Below are 18,650 nucleotides of genomic sequence, written 5' to 3'. Positions count from 1 at the left end.
GTGCTGACGGACTATGCCCGACGGCGTGTGAGGCCCCGCGTTTCGGGGAACCTTCTGGTCTCGCGCCGCGTTTCCGCTTCGAGCACAGTGACATAACGGTGACAGGGTGTGGCGACAGGCGGGGTGCGGCTACCATGACCGGCACAAGGACGGACGGCGTAAAGGAGTCGTCCCCTGGGGCGGCGCCCGGTGTTTCGCCGAGCTCCGAGAGCAGGGGGCGCCCCATGCCGGGGCGAGGAGGGCGGGCGGCCATGGTGCAGAAGGCCAAGATCCTCCTGGTCGATGACCGGCCGGAGAATCTGCTGGCGCTGGAGGCAATCCTCTCCGCGCTCGATCAGACGCTGGTGCGGGCATCGTCAGGGGAGGAAGCGCTCAAAGCGCTGCTGACGGACGACTTCGCGGTCATTCTGCTGGATGTCCAGATGCCGGGGATGGACGGTTTCGAGACCGCCGCGCACATCAAGCGGCGGGAGCGCACCCGCGATATCCCGATCATCTTCCTGACAGCCATCAACCATGGCCCGCATCACACTTTCCGGGGATACGCGGCGGGTGCGGTGGACTACATCTCGAAGCCGTTCGACCCCTGGGTGCTGCGCGCCAAGGTCTCGGTCTTCGTCGAGCTGTACATGAAGAACTGCCAGCTGAAGGAGCAGGCGGAACTGCTCAGACTCCAGCTGGCCGGGGCGGGCGAGGTCAGGGAGCCGGCCGGGCTGCTGGCCGAATTGTCCGCGCGGCTCGCGGCAGTTGAGGAGCAGGCCGAGGCGCTCTCCAAACAGCTGGACGACGATTCGGCGGACGCCTCCGCCGTAGCCACCGCCGCCCATCTGGAGCGCAAACTCACCGGTCTGCGGCGGGCGCTCGACGCGCTGGAGCCGGGTACGGGAAGCGGTTCGCCGCCCCTTCCCTCGCCGAACTGACCGAGTGGCGACGTCAGTTTCCCGTCGAGGCGCGGGCGACACGGACGGGTGAAGCGGTGGGCACACGTGTCCCCGGCCGTTCACACCGGTAACCTCACCATCATGGCCTCACGTACGTCCGGCAAGGGTTCCCAGGGCACGGCGGGCACCGCAAAGCCGCGGGCCGGCCGTACGACCGGTGCCGCGAAGGCGGCGCCCGCCAAGAAGACGGCGGCGAAGAAGTCCGCGCCCGGCAAGAAGGCACCGGTCAAGAAGGCTCCCGCGAAGAAGGCTGCCGCCAAGCCGGCACCCAAAGCCGCACCGAGCCCCACCGGCGGTGTGTACCGGCTCGTCCGCGCCGTCTGGCTCGGAGCGGCGCACGGCGTCGGCGCGATGTTCCGCGGCATAGGGCGTGGCGCGAAGGGGCTCGATCCGGCCCATCGCAAGGACGGGCTGGCCCTGTTGCTGCTCGGCCTCGCCCTCATCGTCGCGGCGGGAACCTGGTCGAATCTGCGCGGTCCCGTGGGCGACCTGGTCGAGATGCTCATCACCGGAGCCTTCGGCCGGCTCGATCTCCTGGTGCCGATACTGCTGGGCGCCATCGCCGTACGGCTGATCCTCTATCCCGAGAAGCCCGAGGCCAACGGACGGATCGTCATCGGGCTGTCGGCGCTCGTGATCGGGGTGCTCGGGCTGGTCCACATCGCCTGTGGCGCCCCGGGGCGCGGCGCGGGCACCGAAGCGATACAGGACGCCGGCGGGCTGATCGGCTGGGCCGCCTCCACACCGCTGATCTTCACCACGGGCGAGGTCCTCGCCGTACCGCTGCTTCTGCTGCTCACCCTCTTCGGTCTGCTCGTCGTCACCGCCACCCCCGTCGCCGCCATCCCGCAACGGCTGCGGCTGCTCGGCACGAAACTCGGGATCGTCCGGCCCGGCCATGCTCCGGAGCGGTTCGACGACGAGCGGTTCGACGACGACGAACGGTACGACGAGCAGTGGCGCGAGGCGCTTCCCTCCGGCGGACGCCGTCCGGCCATGCGCCGGGGCGGGGGCCCCGCGGAGTACGACCCCGACCGGGCCGAGGTGGAGGCGCTCTCCAAGCGGCGCCGGCCGCGCAGGGCCTCCGTACAGCCGTCCATGGACCGTCCCATGGACGCCGTGGATGTGGCCGCGGCCGCCGCGGCGGCGCTGGACGGTGCCGTACTCAACGGGATGCCGCCCTCGCCGATCGTCGCGGACCTCACCCAGAGCGTTTCCGTGGACCGCGGGCGGAAGCCGGGGCAGCGGCCCGGGGAGCGGCAGGAGCCGCCGGAAGAGCCGATCGAGGACGTGGCCGAGCGTTCCGTACCCGTACCGACGGCGCGCGAGGCCGAGAGGCCGCCCGCGGGCACCGCCGGTGTCGCGGATCTGACCAAGCCGCCGCCCGAGCGGGACAAGCCGCTGCCGCCGCGCGCCGAACAGCTCCAGCTCCGCGGGGACATCACCTACTCGCTGCCGTCGCTCGACCTGCTGGAGCGCGGCGGGCCCGGCAAGACGCGCAGCGCCGCCAACGACGCCGTCGTCGCCTCGCTCAGCAATGTCTTCATGGAGTTCAAGGTCGACGCGGCCGTCACCGGCTTCACCCGGGGCCCGACGGTCACGCGGTACGAGGTGGAGCTGGGCCCGGCCGTGAAGGTCGAGCGGATCACCGCACTCACCAAGAACATCGCGTACGCCGTGGCCAGCCCCGACGTACGGATCATCTCCCCGATCCCCGGCAAGTCCGCGGTCGGCATCGAGATCCCGAACACCGACCGGGAGATGGTCAACCTCGGTGACGTCCTGCGGCTCGCGGACGCCGCGGAGGACGACCATCCGATGCTGGTCGCGCTCGGCAAGGATGTCGAGGGCGGCTATGTGATGGCCAACCTCGCGAAGATGCCGCACGTACTGGTCGCGGGCGCGACCGGCTCCGGAAAGTCGTCCTGCATCAACTGTCTGATCACGTCGGTGATGGTCCGGGCGACCCCGGAGGACGTCCGGATGGTCCTCGTCGACCCCAAGCGGGTCGAGCTGACCGCGTACGAGGGCATCCCGCACCTGATCACGCCGATCATCACCAACCCCAAGCGGGCCGCCGAGGCGCTCCAGTGGGTCGTACGGGAGATGGATCTGCGCTACGACGATCTCGCGGCGTACGGCTACCGCCATATCGACGACTTCAACAAGGCCGTGCGCGACGGCAAGGTCAAGGCGCCGGAGGGCAGCGAGCGCGAGCTGTCGCCGTATCCGTATCTGCTGGTGATCGTGGACGAGCTGGCGGACCTGATGATGGTCGCGCCGCGTGACGTCGAGGACTCCATCGTCCGTATCACCCAGTTGGCCCGCGCCGCCGGAATCCATCTGGTGCTGGCCACCCAGCGCCCCTCGGTCGATGTCGTCACCGGCCTGATCAAGGCGAACGTGCCCTCGCGGCTGGCGTTCGCGACGTCCTCCCTGGCGGACAGCCGGGTCATCCTCGACCAGCCGGGCGCGGAGAAGCTGATCGGCAAGGGCGACGGCCTCTTCCTGCCGATGGGGGCGAACAAGCCGACCCGTATGCAGGGCGCCTTCGTCACCGAGGACGAGGTCGCGGCGATCGTCCAGCACTGCAAGGATCAGATGGCACCCGTCTTCCGGGACGACGTCGTGGTCGGGACGGCGAAGAAGAAGGAGATCGACGAGGACATCGGCGACGATCTCGACCTTCTCTGCCAGGCAGCCGAACTGGTGGTCTCCACACAGTTCGGTTCGACCTCGATGCTCCAGCGGAAGCTGCGGGTCGGCTTCGCCAAGGCCGGCCGGCTGATGGACCTGATGGAATCGAGGAACATCGTCGGCCCGAGCGAGGGCTCCAAGGCTCGCGATGTCCTGGTCAAGGCGGACGAACTCGATGGAGTGCTCGCGGTGATCCGCGGGGAGTCTCTCTCCTAGGAGAGCGGTCTTCCCCCGTGGGAGAGGGGTTTCCGTCGCAGAGAAACGGAACCCCGAGGCATATCGAGGGCAACCGTTTCCCGTGCGCATACGTCAAGTTGGAGAGAGGAGAAGCGTCATGCTCCTCCACCACGCCGTCCGGCCATTCTGATGGCGTACAAAATGCTTCCGCCCGGTTGCCCCACCCTTTCGTACCACCCATAGACTGAACGTCCAGCAGGTGGCTACACGCTCGAAAGGCGCCCCCGTGTCCATCGGCAAATCCCCCGACGGCAAGTCCCCAGACTCCCCAGACCCCTCGGACGGCAACGTTCCCGACGACCAAGTCGCCGACCGCGCCGAGGAAAACCTCTCCGACGGCGCCGACTCCGACGCCAACTCCCCTGCGGTGGAACGGCTTCCGATCGGCCAGGTGCTGCTGCGAGCCCGTATCGCCGCCGATCTGACGGTCGACGAGGTCAGCGGCTCCACCCGGGTGCGCATCCCCATCGTGCACGCGATCGAGGAGGACGACTTCTCGCGCTGCGGCGGCGATGTCTACGCCCGCGGGCACATCCGGATGATCGCTCGCGCGGTCGGGCTCGATCCCGCGCCGCTGATCGAGCAGTTCGACTCCGAGCACGGCGGGCGGCCGGTGCCCACGCCGGCGGCGCCGATGTTCGAAGCCGAGCGGATCCGGCCGGAGCGCCCCCGGCCCAACTGGACCGCGGCCATGGTCGCGGCGATCGTGGCCGTCGTCGGCTTCGTCGGCTTCACCGCGTTCGGCGGCGGGGACGACGACCCGAAGACCAAGCAGGTCGCCGAGGGGACGAAGCCCGCGAAGAACGCCAAGCCGAGCCCCACGAAGTCGGCCGACCCCAAGCCCGACCCCTCCGACAGCGCCATCGCCGCCGCCCCGCTCGACAAGGTCACGGTGAAGCTGTCGGCCATAGAGGACAAGAGCTGGATCTCCGCCAAATCGTCCAACGGCAAGCTGCTGTTCGACGGAACGCTGAAAAAGGGCGATTCCAAGACCTTCCAGGACGACGAGCAGATCGATCTGATCCTCGGAAACGCGGGCGCGATCGAGCTCTTCGTGAACGGCAAGAAGGTCGAGGACGAGTTCGAGCCGGGCCAGGTTGAGCGACTCTCGTACACCCAGGGCGACCCCGAGGCCGGCTGAGCAACCCTGCACGGCGGGGGCGGGGCCAGGACAAAGTAGTCTTGAGCCCATGCCCGAACGCCGTACCGTCGCCCTTGTCACTCTTGGCTGCGCCCGTAACGAGGTGGACTCGGAGGAGCTCGCAGGCCGCTTGGCAGCGGATGGCTGGGAGCTCGTCGAGGACGCCTCGGGGGCGGATGTCGCCGTCGTCAACACCTGCGGATTCGTCGAAGCCGCGAAGAAGGATTCCGTCGACGCCCTGCTGGAAGCCAACGATCTCAAGGATCAGGGCAGAACCCAGGCCGTCGTCGCCGTCGGCTGCATGGCCGAGCGGTACGGGAAGGAGCTGGCGGAGGCCCTCCCCGAGGCCGACGGCGTGCTCGGATTCGACGACTACGCCGATATCTCCGACCGGCTGCAGACCATCCTCAACGGCGGCATCCACGCCTCGCACACGCCCCGCGACCGGCGCAAGCTGCTGCCGCTCAGCCCGGTCGAGCGCCAGGGCGCCGAGGTGGCGCTGCCCGGCCACGCGCAGTCCCCGGCCGAGCTGACGCCGGGCCCCGAGGACCTGCCCGAAGGGGTCGCTCCGGCCTCCGGGCCGCGCGCGCCCCTGCGGCGGCGGCTCGACCGCAGCCCCGTCGCCTCCGTGAAGCTCGCCTCCGGCTGCGACCGGCGCTGCTCCTTCTGCGCCATTCCCTCGTTCCGCGGCTCCTTCATCTCCCGGCGCCCCTCCGATGTGCTGGGCGAGACGCGCTGGCTGGCCGAGCAGGGCGTCAAGGAGGTCATGCTCGTCTCCGAGAACAACACCTCGTACGGCAAGGACCTCGGCGACATCCGGCTGCTGGAGACGCTGCTGCCGGAGCTGGCGGCCGTCGACGGGATCGAGCGGGTGCGGGTCAGCTACCTCCAGCCCGCCGAGATGCGGCCGGGGCTGATCGACGTCCTGACCTCGACGCCCAAGGTGGCGCCGTACTTCGATCTGTCCTTCCAGCACTCCGCCCCTGGTGTGCTGCGGGCGATGCGCCGCTTCGGGGACACCGACCGCTTCCTGGAGCTGCTGGAGACCATCCGGGGCAAGGCGCCGCAGGCCGGTGTGCGCTCCAACTTCATCGTGGGCTTCCCCGGGGAGAGCGAGGCGGACTTCGCCGAGCTGGAGCGCTTCCTGACCGGCGCGCGGCTCGACGCCATCGGCGTCTTCGGCTACTCCGACGAGGACGGCACGGAGGCCGCGACGTACGCCGACAAGCTGGACGGCGACGTCATCGCGGAGCGGCTGGACCACCTTTCCCGGCTGGCCGAGGAACTGACCTCCCAGCGGGCCGACGAGCGGCTCGGCGAGAGCCTGGAAGTGCTCGTCGAATCGATCGACCCGGAGGGCGGGGAGGCGGCGGTCGGCCGTGCGGCGCACCAGGCGCCCGAGACGGACGGCCAGGTGATCTTCACTTCCCGCGAGGGCCTGCGCCCCGGCCTCATGGTCGAGGCCAAGGTGGTCGGCACCGAGGGTGTGGATCTGGTGGCCGACTATCACGATCTTCCGGGGGACGGCTCCGGGATCCCGGGCGAGGAGGCTGCCAGATGACCGGAGTCCCGGCGTCCGCGGCGGGCGGCGGCGCGACACCGGTGTCCGGTGGGAACGGCTCGAAGCAGGTACCCGGCGGCAAGCTGGGGGCCGCCGCGGTCAATCAGGCCAGTCTGTGGAACATCGCCAACATCCTCACCATGATGCGGCTGGTGCTCGTCCCGGCCTTCGTACTGCTGTTGCTGCAGGACGGCGGTTTCGACCCCGCCTGGCGCGCCTGGGCCTGGGCCGCCTTCGCCGTCGCCATGATCACGGACGTCTTCGACGGGCATCTGGCGCGGGCGTACAACCTGGTCACCGACTTCGGGAAGATCGCCGATCCGATAGCGGACAAGGCGATCATGGGGGCGGCGCTGATCTGCCTTTCCGCGCTCGGCGATCTGCCGTGGTGGGTGACGGGCGTCATCCTTTTCCGTGAACTGGGAATCACGCTGATGCGGTTCTGGGTGATCAGGCACGGGGTCATTCCGGCCAGCCGCGGCGGGAAGATGAAGACGCTGGCGCAGGGTGTGGCCGTGGGCATGTACGTGCTCGCGCTGACCGGGCCGCTGGCCACGCTGCGGTTCTGGGTGATGGCCGTGGCCGTCGCGCTGACCGTGCTCACAGGACTGGACTACGTACGGCAGGCGGTCGTCCTGCGGCGCCAGGGGCTCGCGGCGGAGCGCGCGGCGGCGGAGTCCGCGCGGTGAGTGCCGCGGAGGCCGCGGCGGCGGGAGCCGGGGCGGTGTCCGGTGCCTCGGCGGTGGCGGACGGCGGCGCTTATGTGCGCTCGGCGGCCGACCGGGCGGCGCGGGTGCTGGAGATCCTGGCGGAGCGCGGCGGGACGCTGGCTGTCGCGGAATCCCTCACCGGCGGTCTGGTGGCCGCAGAGCTGACGGCGGTCCCCGGTGCCTCCCGGACCTTCCGCGGGTCCGTCACGGCCTACGCGACGGACCTCAAACGGGATGTTCTGGGCGTCGACGCGACCCTTCTGGAGGAGCGCGGTGCCGTGGACCCCGAGGTCGCGCTCCAGATGGCGGCAGGCGTGCGCCGCGCGCTCGGGGCGGGCTGGGGAGTGGCGACCACCGGGGTCGCGGGGCCGGATCCGCAGGACGGGCAGCCCGTCGGCACCGTCTACGTGGCGGTGGTGGGACCGGAAGGCGTGGGGAAAGTGGCCGCTCCGCGGTTGAACGGCGGCCGGGCGGACATCCGTAAAGAGAGTGTACGGAGCGTGCTCGGACTGCTCCTCAGCGAACTCTCCGGGAACGGGCGGACACAGGATACGGAACAGAACGGGGGGACTTGATGTTTGCAGCCCTGAGTGAACACGACATCGCTCCCCGCACGGCCGCAGCGCGAGGCGGTACGGTGGGGCGTGAAGGATGCGGCTACGCGGTCCGAGGAGGGAGCCACCGATGATTCTGCTCCGTCGCCTGCTTGGTGACGTGCTGCGTCGGCAGCGCCAGCGCCAGGGCCGTACTCTGCGCGAAGTCTCCTCGTCCGCCCGGGTCTCGCTCGGTTATCTCTCCGAGGTGGAACGGGGGCAGAAGGAGGCTTCCTCCGAGCTGCTCTCGGCGATCTGCGACGCGCTTGACGTACGGATGTCAGAGCTCATGCGTGAAGTGAGCGACGAGCTGTCGTTGGCCGAGCTGGCCGCGTCGGCGGCGGCGAACGAGCCGGTGCCCGCGGCAGTACGTCCAATGCTCAATTCCGTCTCTGTGACGTCGGTGGCTGGAGTGCCGACGGAACGGGTGACAATCAAGGCGCCTGCGGAGGCGGTGGACGTCGTCGCCGCCTGATCGATCTGATCAAGGATCTGATCAAGCGTGGAAGCTTTGACCTGAGCCCCGGTCGGCAGCGATGCCGCGGCCGGGGCTTCTGTCTTTCCGGCATGCCCGTTTTGTGGCGGTTGTGTCATGGTGGAAAGTGCGTGCGCACCGAACTGTGAACGAGAACCGTGAGCGGAATGGGAGGACATGCATGTCTGTCGTGAAGAGTCCCCTGCCCGAGGAAGACCTGAAGCTGGTCGGCGAGGCGCTGCAAGGGGCCCTCGTGGACCTGGTGGATCTTTCGCTCGTCGCCAAGCAGGTCCACTGGAACATCGTCGGGCCGCGCTTCCGCTCCGTACACCTGCAGCTCGACGAGGTCGTCTCCACGGCCCGGAAGCACTCGGACACCGTTGCCGAGCGGGCCTCCGCGCTCGGGGTGACACCGGATGGGCGGGCCGCGACGGTGGCGGCCACGAGCGCGATCCGTACGGTGCCCAACGGCTGGATCACGGACGTGGACGCGATACGGACCCTGGTGGACGCGCTCGGCGCGGTCATCGAGCGGATGCGCGAGCGCGTCGAGGTGACGGACAAACCGGACCCTGTGACGCAGGACATACTGATCCAGGTGACCGCCGACCTTGAGAAGCACGCCTGGATGTTCCAGGCGGAGAGCGCCTGACCGGGCCGGAGCCCCGGTCGAAGGGCGAGGGGCCGGCCGCGCCCCTGCCGCGGTGTCGCTGCGGCAGGGGCGCGACCGGTGCCGTATGCGCACGCCGGGGAGTGCATCCGATGCGCTCTCCCGGCGGCTGATCGTTCCTTACTAGGGTCGGCCGGAGGAGGGAGCCATGGCCAGGCGGTGGATCCTTCTTCCCGCGCTCGCTCTGGGCGGGGTGTGGTGGTGGGCCGTCCTGCGCATCGTGCTGGTGCCCGAGAACGCCGGACTGGTGGAGGGCGTGGTGGCGGCGGGCGGCTGGGGGCTGAGCCTGCTGCCGGTGCATGTCGCCTCGGCGCGACAGCGCCGTCCCCGGTTGTGACGCGTCGTCGGCTGACATGGCGACGGGCCTGCGGGCATCAACTCGCGCGTCAACCGCGTCACCTTGTGCGTCCAGCTGTGCCTCAGTGTGTCTGTGCGTGCGTCAACTGGCCGGGTCCGGGCGTCTGTGCGTGCGTCAACTGGCCGGGTCCGGCTGGCAGAGCGGGCACCAGTACGTGGGCCGGCCGTCCTGCTCGGCCGTACGGATCGAGGTGCCGCAGCGGGGGCAGGGGCGGTCCGCACGGCCGTAGACATACAGCCGACGGGAGCCGCCCGGACGGTTCCGGTTCGCTTCGAGTAGCTTCTTCGCCGCGGTCACCAGTCGCTCGGGCGAAGGGAGTTCGCCGACCGGGAGCCACGGGTTCGCGCGAACGAGGAAGCAGGTCTCGGACTTGAAGATATTGCCGACTCCGGCGAGGTTGCGCTGATCGAGCAGCGCCTCCCCGACCGGGCGCCCGGGGTCGGACAGCAGATTGCGCAGGGCCGTGGCGGGGTCCCAGTCCGGACCGAGCAGATCGGGGCCGAGATGCCCCACCACCCGCTCCTCGTCGCTGGTACGCAGCAGTTCGAGCACGGGGAGGCGATAGCCCACGGCCGTACGGTCGGTGGTGCCGAGGACGGCCCGGATCTGGTGCGCCGCGCCGCCGCTCCAGCGCTCACCCGGGGCGTAGACCTTCCAGGAGCCGTCCATGCGCAGATGCGAGTGGAGGGTGAGGCCGCCCTCGATACGGGTGAGCAGATGCTTGCCGCGCGGGGTGACATCGAGGACGGTCCGGCCGGTGAGATCGGCCGTCGCGAACCGGGGCACCCGCAGGTCCGAGCGGATCAGCCGGTGCCCCGCGAGCGCGGTGTGCAGGCGCCGGGCGGCCTGCCAGACGGTGTCTCCCTCGGGCATGGCTTCAGGCTCGCACGCTCAGGCCCGAAGGCGCAGGCCCCGGGGGGTGGCATGGAAGCCCGCGGACTCCAGGGCGCGCCCGAGGGGGGACGTCAGGGCGGGGGAACCGTTCGTACGCTCCACCGTGACCGTACCGAGCGCTCCCGCGCGGGCCGCGCTCGCCAGGGCCTCCGCGGCGGCCCGGAGCGAGGGGTCTTCCGGGTCGGTGGGCCAGGCCAGCAGTGTCTTGCCGCCGCGCTCCATGTAGAGGGTCAGCTCGCCGTCGACGAGAACGACGAGAGAACCGGCCTTACGGCCCGGTTTGTGGCCGGCGCCGTCCGGGGGATCCGGCCAGGGAAGCGCGGCCCCATAGGCGTTGGCGGGGTCGGCGGCGGCCAGCACCACGGCGCGGGGCGAGGGGTGCGCGTCGGCGCGGTCACGGGCCGTCGCCGCCGCGCGCAGCCGGTCGACGGCGCCGTCCATCGCGAACTGGGCCGCGCCCAGGCCCTCCACGACATAGCCGCGGCGGGCCTGGCCGCTGTCCTCGAAGGCGGACAGGACGCGGTACACCGCCGAGAAGCCGCCCGCGACCCCCTCGGCCGCGACCGCGCCCCGGGTCACCACCCCATGGCGGTCGAGGAGCGTACGGGCCAGCGCGTGCGCGCGATGCGTGGGCTCGGGCTCCTGGGCGGGCAGCAGCGACCAGCGGCCACTGACGGTCGGCGGGCCCGTACGGGAGGCGGGGCGGGCCGCGGCCGTGAGCGTGCCGTACCGCCCCCGGGGCACCGGGCGCCGGGCGCGGTGCGCCGTGGAGCCCGCGGTACGGCCCGAGCCGAGCAGTGAGCGCAGCGGCGCCAGGGTGTCGTTGGTGAGCCGGCCCGACCAGGCCAGATCCCATACGGCGTCGGCCAGTTGAGGATCGGTCGCGTCCGGGTGCGTGGTGGCCCGGACCTGATCGGTGATCTGCCGGAAGAACAGTCCATAGCCGCCCGAGAGCGTGGCCAGCACCGATTCGTGGAGGGCGGTCAGCTCCAGGGGGTGCGGAGCCGGGAGCAACAGCGGTGCGGCGTCGGCGAGATAGAGCGAGACCCAGCCGTCCTTGCCGGGCAGGGCGCCCGCTCCGGCCCACAGGACCTCGCCCGTGGTGGTCATTTCGTCCAGGAGCGCGGGCGTGTAGCCGGAGACCCGGGACGGCAGGATCAGCTTCTCCAGCGCCGACGCGGGAACGGGAGCGCCCTGCACCTGCTCCACGGCACGGGCGAGCCCGTCGATACCGCGCAGGCTGTTGCCGTTCAGATGCTGCCACTGCGGCAGGAAGGCCGCGAGCGCGGCCGGTGCCACCGGCTCCAGCTCCTGGCGCAGCGCCGCCAGCGAGCGGCGGCGCAGCCGGCGCAGGACCGTGGCGTCGCACCACTCCTGGCCGATGCCGGACGGATGGAACTCGCCCTGTACGACCCGGGAGCTCGCGGCGAGACGCTGGAGCGCGCCGTCAGTGACGGCCGGTCCGAGGCCGAAGCGCTCGGCCGCCGCGTTCGAGGTGAACGGGCCGTGCGTCCGGGCGAAACGGGCGAGGAGATCACCCAGGGGGTCCTTCACCGGCTCCGTGAACGCCTCGGGGACACCGACCGGCAGCGCCGTGCCGAGGGCGTCCCGCAGCCTCCCCGCGTCCTCGATCGCCGCCCAGTGGTCGGCTCCGCCGATCCTGACCCGGATGGCGCGGCGGGCGGCGGCGAGATCCTCCGCCCAGGACGGCCGCGCGCCGCGCTCGGCCAACTCCGCGTCCGTGAGCGGGCCGAGGACCCGCAGCAGATCGGCGACGCCTTCCAGGTCCTTGACGCGGCGGTCCTCGGTGAGCCACTGGAGCTCCCGTTCCAGCTCGGTGAGGACCTCCGGGTCGAGCAGCTCCCGCAGCTCGGCCTGGCCCAGCAGCTCGGCCAGCAGCCGGGAGTCGAGGGACAGCGCGGCGGCCCGCCGCTCCGCGAGGGGGGAGTCGCCCTCGTACAGGAACTGCGCGACATAGCCGAAGAGCAGCGACCGGGCGAAGGGGGAGGGCTCGGGGGTGGTGACCTCGATCAGCCGGACCCGCCGGGACTCGATGTCCCCCATGAGTTCCGTGAGACCCGGGACGTCGAAGACATCCTGGAGGCACTCCCGGACCGCCTCCAGCACGATCGGGAACGAGCCGAACTCGCTCGCCACCTGGAGGAGCTGGGAGGCGCGCTGGCGCTGCTGCCACAGCGGGGTGCGTTTACCCGGGCTCCGGCGGGGGAGCAGCAGTGCCCGCGCGGCGCACTCCCGGAACCGGGAGGCGAACAGCGCGGAGCCGCCCACCTGGTCGGTGACGATCCCGCGGATCTCGCCGCCGTCGAAGGCGACATCCGCGGCTCCGACGGGCGCCTGTTCGCTGTCGAAAGCCGTGCTGAGACGGTCCGGCTCGTCATCGAGGAGGTCCAGGCCCATCAGATCGGCGTCGGGGAGCCGCAGCACGATGCCGTCGTCGGCGTGCATGACCTGCGCGTCCATGCCGTACCGCTCGGAGAGGCGGGCGCCGAGGGCCAGCGCCCACGGCGCGTGCACCTGGGCGCCGAACGGGGAGTGGATCACCACGCGCCAGTCGCCCAGCTCGTCACGGAACCGCTCGACGAGGATCGTCCGGTCGTCGGGGACATGTCCGCAGGCGCGGCGCTGCTCGTCCAGATACGACAGCACATTGCCGGCGGCCCAGGCGTCGAGCCCCGCGGTCAGCAGCCGCAGCCGGGCGTCCTCCTCCGAGAGGGCGCCCACCTCGCGCAGGAACGCGCCCACCGCGCGGCCCAGCTCCAGCGGACGGCCCAGCTGGTCGCCCTTCCAGAACGGCAGCCGCCCAGGGGTGCCGGGAGCCGGGGTGACCAGGACCCGGTCACGGGTGATGTCCTCGATGCGCCAGGAGGTCGTGCCCAGGGTGAAGACATCGCCCACCCGGGACTCGTACACCATCTCCTCGTCCAGCTCCCCGACCCTGCCGCCGCCCTTCTTCGGGTCGGCTCCGGCGAGGAAGACACCGAAGAGCCCCCGGTCGGGGATCGTGCCCCCGGAGGTGACGGCGAGCCGCTGCGCGCCCGGCCGGCCCGTGACCGTACCGGTCACGCGGTCCCACACCACGCGCGGACGCAGCTCCGCGAACGCGTCGGAGGGATAGCGCCCGGCGAGCATGTCCAGCACCGCGGTGAACGCCGATTCGGGCAGCGACGCGAACGGCGCGGCGCGGCGGGTCAGGGCGAGCAGATCGTCGGCCTGTCTGGTGTCCAGCGCGACCATGGCGACCAGCTGCTGGGCCAGCACGTCGAGGGGATTCGCGGGGATGCGCAGGGCCTCGATGGCGCCGGTGCGCATCCGCTCGGTGACCACGGCGGCCTGGATGAGATCGCCGCGGTACTTGGGAAAGACGACGCCCGTGGAGACCGCGCCCACCTGGTGTCCCGCGCGGCCGACCCGCTGGAGGCCCGAGGCGACGGAAGGCGGCGACTCGACCTGGATCACCAGATCCACCGCGCCCATGTCGATGCCCAGCTCCAGACTGGAGGTGGCCACGACGGCGGGCAGCCGGCCCGCCTTGAGGTCCTCCTCGACCTGGGCGCGCTGCTCCTTGGACACCGAGCCGTGGTGCGCGCGGGCCAGCAGGGCGGGCGCTCCCCTGGCCGCGCCCGACTGCCCCATCAGCTCGGCCGGGGAGTGGTCCTCGGGCATCGCCGGGGCGGAGCCGGGCCCGTCAGGAACCGTGCCCGTGGCCCGTTCGTACGCGATCTCGTTCAGCCGGTTGCACAACCGCTCCGCCAGGCGGCGGGAATTGGCGAAGACGATCGTGGAGCGGTGCGCCTGGACGAGATCGGCGATCCGCTCCTCCACATGCGGCCAGATCGACGGCTTCTCCCCGCCGTCCGTGTCCGAGGCCGGGGAGCCGCCCAATTCGCCCAGATCCTCGACCGGCACGACCACGGAGAGATCGAACTCCTTGCCGGAGCGCGGCTGGACGATCTCCACCCGGCGCTGCGGCGACAGATAGCGCGCGACCTCCTCCACCGGACGCACCGTCGCCGACAGACCGATACGGCGGGCGGGGCGCGGCAGCAGCTCGTCGAGCCGCTCCAGGGACAGGGCGAGATGGGCGCCCCGCTTCGTCCCGGCGACGGCGTGCACCTCGTCCAGGATCACCGTCTCGATCCCGGCGAGCGCGTCCCGGGCCGAGGACGTGAGCATCAGGAAGAGCGACTCGGGGGTGGTGATCAGGATGTCCGGCGGCTTCGTGGCGATCGAACGGCGCTCGGCGGCCGGGGTGTCACCGGAGCGGATCCCGACCCGGACCTCCGGCTCCGGCAGCCCGCGCCGCACGGACTCCTGCCGGATTCCCGTGAGCGGGCTGCGCAGATTGCGCTCCACGTCGACGGCGAGCGCCTTGAGCGGTGATACGTACAGCACCCGGCAGCGCTTCCGGGCCTCGGCGGGCGGCGGCTGCGAAGCCAACTGGTCCAGGGCGGCGAGAAAGGCGGCCAGCGTCTTGCCCGAGCCGGTCGGGGCCACGACCAGCACGTCCGAGCCCTCCTGGATGGCACGCCAGGCCCCCTCCTGCGCCGCGGTGGGCGCGGAGAAAGCCCCCGTGAACCAGCCGCGGGTCGCGGGGGAGAAGGAGTCGAGCGCGGAGCGTGCCATGCCCCCCATCGTGCACCCCGCCACTGACAATCGCCCGGACCTGGGCAAACGCCCGGGGGACCGGCGGCGCAGAATGGAACCATGGCACCGCGGGAGCAGGCACGGCACTGGCGCTATTCCGAGCTGCCGGACGTCGATCTGCTGCGGGCGCGCTACATAGACAAGACGTTTCTGCGGCACACCCACGAGAGCTTCGTCATCGCCGCGATCACGGACGGGGTCGAGGTCTTCCACCACGGAGGCGGCGATCAGTACGCCGGCCCCGGCTCGCTCGCGCTGATCAACCCCGAGACCCCGCACACCGGCCACGCCCAGGGCCCCGAGGGCTGGCGGTACGGGGCCGTCTACCCGGCCGTCGACGTCATCGCCTCCATCGCGGCGGAGACCACCACGATCCGCGGCACCCCCGGCTTCGTCGCCCCCGTCGTGGACGATCCGTACACCACGCGCCTCGTCCACCAGGTGCTGCGCGCCGCCGACGAGGGCAACGCGCTCGCCGCCGACACCCTGCTGAGGGGCGCGGTGACGCGGCTGCTGCGGTTGAACGGCGGGCCGCTGCGGCAGCGCCGGGTGCGGGGCGCCGGGGCGCGGCTCGCGGCACACGCGCGTGCCGTGCTGGAGGAGCGGATGGCGGACCCGCCGTCCCTGGAACGGCTCGCGGCGGATCTCGGCACCAGCCCCTTCGCGCTGCTGCGGGCCTTCAGGAACACCTACGGGCTGCCGCCGCACAGCTGGCTGACGGACGCGCGGGTGCGCCGGGCCCGGCGACTGCTGGACGGCGGTACGACACCGGCCGAGGCGGCCGTGGCCGTCGGGTTCACCGACCAGCCTCACCTGAACCGCCATTTCACCCGGATGGTCGGGGTGCCGCCCGGCGCGTACCGCAGGGAGCGGACGGCCGCCGCGGAGGGTTGAGCGGGCTCTGGGCGGGGCGCGGGGCGCAAGAACGTACAAGACCCGGCCCGCACGCCCCGCGTAACGTCCCTGACGTGCCAGAACAGACAGCGTCCGCGTCCGCGGACATACCGGCGTACGGTCCCTCCCGGAGCGCCCAGGAGCCCTCCGCCCCCGACCCCGCTCCCGCTCCCGAACCCAAGTCCGACTCGGCCGTCGTGCGCGACGCCCTGGGCGTCGGCATCGCCGTCGGGCTCTCCGGCTTCGCCTTCGGCGTCACCTCGGCGGGCGCGGGGCTCACCGTCCTCCAGACCTGCGCGCTCAGCCTGCTGGTCTTCACCGGCGCCTCCCAGTTCGCGCTGGTCGGCGCTCTCGCGGCGGGCGGCAATCCGCTCACCGCCGCCGCGGGCGCGTTCTTCCTCGGCGTACGCAACGCCTTCTACGGACTCAGGCTCTCTCAGTTGCTGAGGCTGCCGGGGCCGGTGCGCCCGTTCGCCGCCCAGTGGGTGATCGACGAGACCACCGCCGTCGCGCTCGCCCAGCCCACCCGGCGCAGCGCCCGCATCGGCTTCACCGTCACCGGGCTCACGCTCTATGTCCTGTGGAACCTCACCACCCTGGGCGGGGCGCTGGGCGCCGAAGCGCTCGGCGACACCGACGCCTGGGGACTCGACGCGGCAGGACCCGCCGTCTTCCTCGCCCTGCTCGCGCCGATGCTCCGTACGGCCACCGAGCGGGCGGTCGCGGGGATCGCCGTCGTCCTGGGGCTCGGCTTCCTGCCCGTGCTGCCCGCCGGTGTCCCGGTGCTCGTCGCGGCGCTGGCCGCACCCGCCGTCCTCTGGCTCGAAGGCCGAAGGCTCGGCGCCCGTCGGAAGGGAACGGACCGTTGACCATCTGGATCGCGATCGGCGCGACCGCCGTCGGCTGCTACCTCGTCAAACTCCTGGGCCTGCTCGTGCCGGCGGGCGCGCTGGAGCGCCCTCTCGTCCAGCGGTTGTCGGCCCTGCTGCCCGTGGCCCTGCTCGCCGCGCTGACCGCTCAGCAGACCTTCAGCGCGAACGGCGCACTCGTGCTGGACGCCCGGGGCGCGGGGGTCGCCGCGGCGGCTCTCGCGCTGGTGCTGCGCGCCCCGTTCCTGGTGGTCGTCGCCGCGGCGGTGGTCGTCACGGCGGGGGTGCGGGCACTCGGCGGCTGAGGGGGGCGGAGGCTCGGCGGCCAGGGCTCTTCCGGCTTTCCGGCTGAAACGTGTCAGGTCCTGACGGCGTCAGCCGATGGCGCGGCCGTGCGCGCGCAGTGTCCGCAGCGCCTCGATGGTCACGATCGGCCGTGACTCCGGCGCCGAACCCGGTGCCCATTCGCGTCGGCCGGTCGGCCAGCCGCCGTCCTCCCGCTGAAGGCCGGCCAGGTGGTCGAGCGACCGTTCCATCTCCTCGTCCGTGAACCACGCGCGGGCCAGCGACTCGGGCACGCGCGCGTAGTCGTGCGGGAAGCGGCGCGGGAGGCGGTGCGGGAGGTGGCGCCCGTCCGGCGCGTACCCCGGTGGTACGGGGTACTCCGCCGGGCGCGCCGGATCGAGCACCGCCAGCCCGCGCGCCCGTACGAGCCGCCCGAGGCGGTCCGCCGCGGCCTCGGCCCGTGGCCGGTCGGGGACACCGTCCAGGAAGGCAACCGCCGCTTCGATCTCGTACGGATGCGAATCCTCCAGCCCCTCGACGGCCGCCCAGCAGAAGTCGGTGGCGCGGAAGAGCCAGGCGTGCCAGACCTCGTTGCGGTGCAGCAGCCCGACCACCGGGCCCGTCGCCAGGAGTTCACCGGGCGGATCGCCGACGACCGTGAGGAAGGGCGCGTAGGGATAGCCGCGCTGGGAGGGATGGACGGCGGGCAGGGCTCCCTCGGCCGTGGACACCGCCGTGAGATAGCGGCAGATCCGCTCGATCCGCAGTCCTTCGCAGCGGCCGATGGAGTCGAGCACGCGCAGCGCGTGCGCCGTGTGCAACGGCTGGCTCACGGGACCGCGCAGATCGGGTTCGAGCCCGTGACCGTATCCGCCGTCCTCCCCGCGATACGCGGTGAGGGCCGTCTCGACGGCCTCGGCGCCGTCGCCTCGGCCGGTCCCTCCGTCCAGGAAGTGATAGGCGAACCGCCGCTGTTCGAGCACCCGGGCGGTGAGCCAGACGAAGTGCTCGGCCCGGGAGACGGGCGACGAGGGAGACGCGGAGGACTCGGAGGATGCTGCGGTGCCGGCCATGTTCCGAACCGTAGGGCGGAAACGGTTCCCGGCACGGGGGGACGGCAGGGCTGCACTCTCAGGGGCGCGATACTGGTGGCATGCGGTTGACGATTTTCTGGGAGCGCATGGCGGACCACTTCGGGGCGGCCTACGCCGACTCCTTCGCCCGTGATCATGTGATGGCGGAACTGGGCGGTCGTACGGTGCGCGAGGCGCTGGAAGCCGGCTGGGAGGCGAAGGACGTCTGGCGCGGGGTCTGCGTCGCCATGGGGATTCCGCCCGAGAAGCGCTGACGCGCCCGGGCGGAGACAGTCCCCGGGGGCGGGGTGGCACGGAGCCGGCGGGGGCGATGTGATTTCGTCCGACCGTGGGTCCGGTTGTCACCGCGGTAGGCGACACTTGCTCAGTGGCACCGACCGACAACTCCGCACCGGACCTCCCACCGCCGATCCCTCCGCCGGATCCCGCACCGGACACGCCTCCCGAGGCGTCCGCTGCCGCGCCTTCTGCGGTTCCTTCCGCGGCTTCTCCACTGACGGCTCCCGCGGACTCCTCCACGAGCCCCGCGGGCGCGTCGGCATCCGCCGCGGACAGGGACGACCGGC

16 protein-coding genes are annotated in these 18,650 nt (G+C 71.7%); 13 read left to right on the top strand and 3 right to left on the bottom strand.

The genetic code is table 11. The features are described 5' to 3' along the window. Positions 1–251 precede the first annotated feature (251 nt). The 9 genes from CU044_RS38240 to CU044_RS38200 all read left to right on the top strand — a co-directional run bounded on the left by CU044_RS38240 (position 252) and on the right by CU044_RS38200 (position 9,362). Positions 252–920, top strand: coding sequence for a response regulator (locus CU044_RS38240; RefSeq protein WP_030350075.1), 669 nt, complete (start codon positions 252–254; stop codon positions 918–920). A 102-nt stretch (positions 921–1,022) separates the two neighbouring features. Then, complete coding sequence (locus tag CU044_RS38235) at positions 1,023–3,854, top strand: DNA translocase FtsK (RefSeq protein WP_129773664.1); 2,832 nt, start codon at positions 1,023–1,025, stop codon at positions 3,852–3,854. Between the two features lie 388 nt (positions 3,855–4,242). Continuing rightward, positions 4,243–5,016 carry a helix-turn-helix domain-containing protein gene (locus CU044_RS38230; RefSeq protein ID WP_240046088.1) on the top strand — a complete coding sequence of 258 codons (774 nt, stop codon included), beginning with the start codon at positions 4,243–4,245 and terminating at the stop codon, positions 5,014–5,016. Positions 5,017–5,065: 49 nt separating this feature from the next. After that, on the top strand, positions 5,066–6,577 hold the full coding sequence (rimO, locus tag CU044_RS38225) for a 30S ribosomal protein S12 methylthiotransferase RimO (protein WP_129773662.1): 1,512 nt from the start codon (positions 5,066–5,068) through the stop codon (positions 6,575–6,577). Continuing rightward, positions 6,574–7,266: a CDP-diacylglycerol--glycerol-3-phosphate 3-phosphatidyltransferase gene (gene pgsA, locus CU044_RS38220; RefSeq protein WP_129773661.1), complete on the top strand. Its 693-nt coding sequence runs from the start codon at positions 6,574–6,576 to the stop codon at positions 7,264–7,266. The genes rimO and pgsA overlap by 4 nt, the downstream gene beginning before the upstream one ends. Positions 7,267–7,370: 104 nt before the next feature. After that, a complete protein-coding gene (locus CU044_RS38215) occupies positions 7,371–7,862 on the top strand; it encodes a nicotinamide-nucleotide amidohydrolase family protein (protein WP_193564176.1) in 492 nt (163 codons plus the stop codon). Positions 7,863–7,971: 109 nt separating this feature from the next. Further along, positions 7,972–8,355: a helix-turn-helix transcriptional regulator gene (locus tag CU044_RS38210; RefSeq protein WP_030350081.1), complete on the top strand. Its 384-nt coding sequence runs from the start codon at positions 7,972–7,974 to the stop codon at positions 8,353–8,355. Positions 8,356–8,536: 181 nt separating this feature from the next. Next, on the top strand, positions 8,537–9,007 hold the full coding sequence (locus CU044_RS38205; protein ID WP_129773660.1) for a DNA starvation/stationary phase protection protein: 471 nt from the start codon (positions 8,537–8,539) through the stop codon (positions 9,005–9,007). A gap of 166 nt (positions 9,008–9,173) precedes the next feature. After that, the gene (locus CU044_RS38200; protein ID WP_129773659.1) at positions 9,174–9,362 is read left to right on the top strand and encodes a hypothetical protein; all 189 of its coding nucleotides are present in this window, start codon (positions 9,174–9,176) and stop codon (positions 9,360–9,362) included. Positions 9,363–9,497: 135 nt separating this feature from the next. Here the strand turns inward: CU044_RS38200 and CU044_RS38195 are convergent, their stop codons facing one another. Next, positions 9,498–10,256, bottom strand: coding sequence for a DNA-formamidopyrimidine glycosylase family protein (locus CU044_RS38195; RefSeq protein ID WP_129773658.1), 759 nt, complete (start codon positions 10,254–10,256; stop codon positions 9,498–9,500). A gap of 18 nt (positions 10,257–10,274) precedes the next feature. After that, positions 10,275–14,921, bottom strand: coding sequence for an ATP-dependent helicase (locus CU044_RS38190; protein WP_129773657.1), 4,647 nt, complete (start codon positions 14,919–14,921; stop codon positions 10,275–10,277). Positions 14,922–15,002: 81 nt separating this feature from the next. Here CU044_RS38190 and CU044_RS38185 point away from each other — a divergent pair, with 81 nt between their 5' ends. From CU044_RS38185 to CU044_RS38175, 3 genes are all read left to right on the top strand, one after another. Continuing rightward, positions 15,003–15,836, top strand: coding sequence for an AraC family transcriptional regulator (locus tag CU044_RS38185; protein ID WP_129773656.1), 834 nt, complete (start codon positions 15,003–15,005; stop codon positions 15,834–15,836). Positions 15,837–16,033: 197 nt separating this feature from the next. Next, positions 16,034–16,705 carry an AzlC family ABC transporter permease gene (locus CU044_RS38180; protein WP_129773683.1) on the top strand — a complete coding sequence of 224 codons (672 nt, stop codon included), beginning with the start codon at positions 16,034–16,036 and terminating at the stop codon, positions 16,703–16,705. Next, positions 16,702–17,010, top strand: coding sequence for an AzlD domain-containing protein (locus tag CU044_RS38175; RefSeq protein WP_129773655.1), 309 nt, complete (start codon positions 16,702–16,704; stop codon positions 17,008–17,010). Before CU044_RS38180 ends, CU044_RS38175 begins: the two co-directional genes overlap by 4 nt. A 69-nt stretch (positions 17,011–17,079) precedes the next feature. On the opposite strand, the gene CU044_RS38170 is transcribed toward CU044_RS38175, so the two are convergent. Then, entirely contained in the window at positions 17,080–18,063 is a 984-nt protein-coding gene (locus CU044_RS38170) for a hypothetical protein (RefSeq protein WP_129773654.1), read from the bottom strand. A gap of 80 nt (positions 18,064–18,143) precedes the next feature. Between CU044_RS38170 and CU044_RS38165 the strand changes: the two genes are divergently transcribed. After that, positions 18,144–18,338, top strand: a complete 195-nt coding sequence (locus CU044_RS38165; RefSeq protein WP_129773653.1) for a DUF3046 domain-containing protein — start codon at positions 18,144–18,146, stop codon at positions 18,336–18,338. The last annotated feature ends 312 nt before the right edge of the window (positions 18,339–18,650 follow it).

The sequence above is a fragment of the Streptomyces sp. L-9-10 genome, from assembly GCF_004151105.1.
Lineage (GTDB): Bacteria > Actinomycetota > Actinomycetes > Streptomycetales > Streptomycetaceae > Streptomyces.
This window is presented reverse-complemented; position numbering and strand designations above follow the sequence as displayed.

Bases quoted from the DNA above. Each gene is read 5' to 3' on its own strand.
- CU044_RS38195 (WP_129773658.1), bottom strand. From the start codon at position 10,256: ATGCCCGAGGGAGACACCGTCTGGCAGGCCGCCCGGCGCCTGCACACC.
- CU044_RS38190 (WP_129773657.1), bottom strand. From the start codon at position 14,921: ATGGCACGCTCCGCGCTCGACTCCTTCTCCCCCGCGACCCGCGGCTGG.
- CU044_RS38170 (WP_129773654.1), bottom strand. From the start codon at position 18,063: ATGGCCGGCACCGCAGCATCCTCCGAGTCCTCCGCGTCTCCCTCGTCG.
- CU044_RS38235 (WP_129773664.1), top strand. From the start codon at position 1,023: ATGGCCTCACGTACGTCCGGCAAGGGTTCCCAGGGCACGGCGGGCACC.
- CU044_RS38210 (WP_030350081.1), top strand. From the start codon at position 7,972: ATGATTCTGCTCCGTCGCCTGCTTGGTGACGTGCTGCGTCGGCAGCGC.
- CU044_RS38205 (WP_129773660.1), top strand. From the start codon at position 8,537: ATGTCTGTCGTGAAGAGTCCCCTGCCCGAGGAAGACCTGAAGCTGGTC.
- CU044_RS38240 (WP_030350075.1), top strand. From the start codon at position 252: ATGGTGCAGAAGGCCAAGATCCTCCTGGTCGATGACCGGCCGGAGAAT.
- CU044_RS38200 (WP_129773659.1), top strand. From the start codon at position 9,174: ATGGCCAGGCGGTGGATCCTTCTTCCCGCGCTCGCTCTGGGCGGGGTG.
- CU044_RS38185 (WP_129773656.1), top strand. From the start codon at position 15,003: ATGGCACCGCGGGAGCAGGCACGGCACTGGCGCTATTCCGAGCTGCCG.
- pgsA (WP_129773661.1), top strand. From the start codon at position 6,574: ATGACCGGAGTCCCGGCGTCCGCGGCGGGCGGCGGCGCGACACCGGTG.
- rimO (WP_129773662.1), top strand. From the start codon at position 5,066: ATGCCCGAACGCCGTACCGTCGCCCTTGTCACTCTTGGCTGCGCCCGT.
- CU044_RS38165 (WP_129773653.1), top strand. From the start codon at position 18,144: ATGCGGTTGACGATTTTCTGGGAGCGCATGGCGGACCACTTCGGGGCG.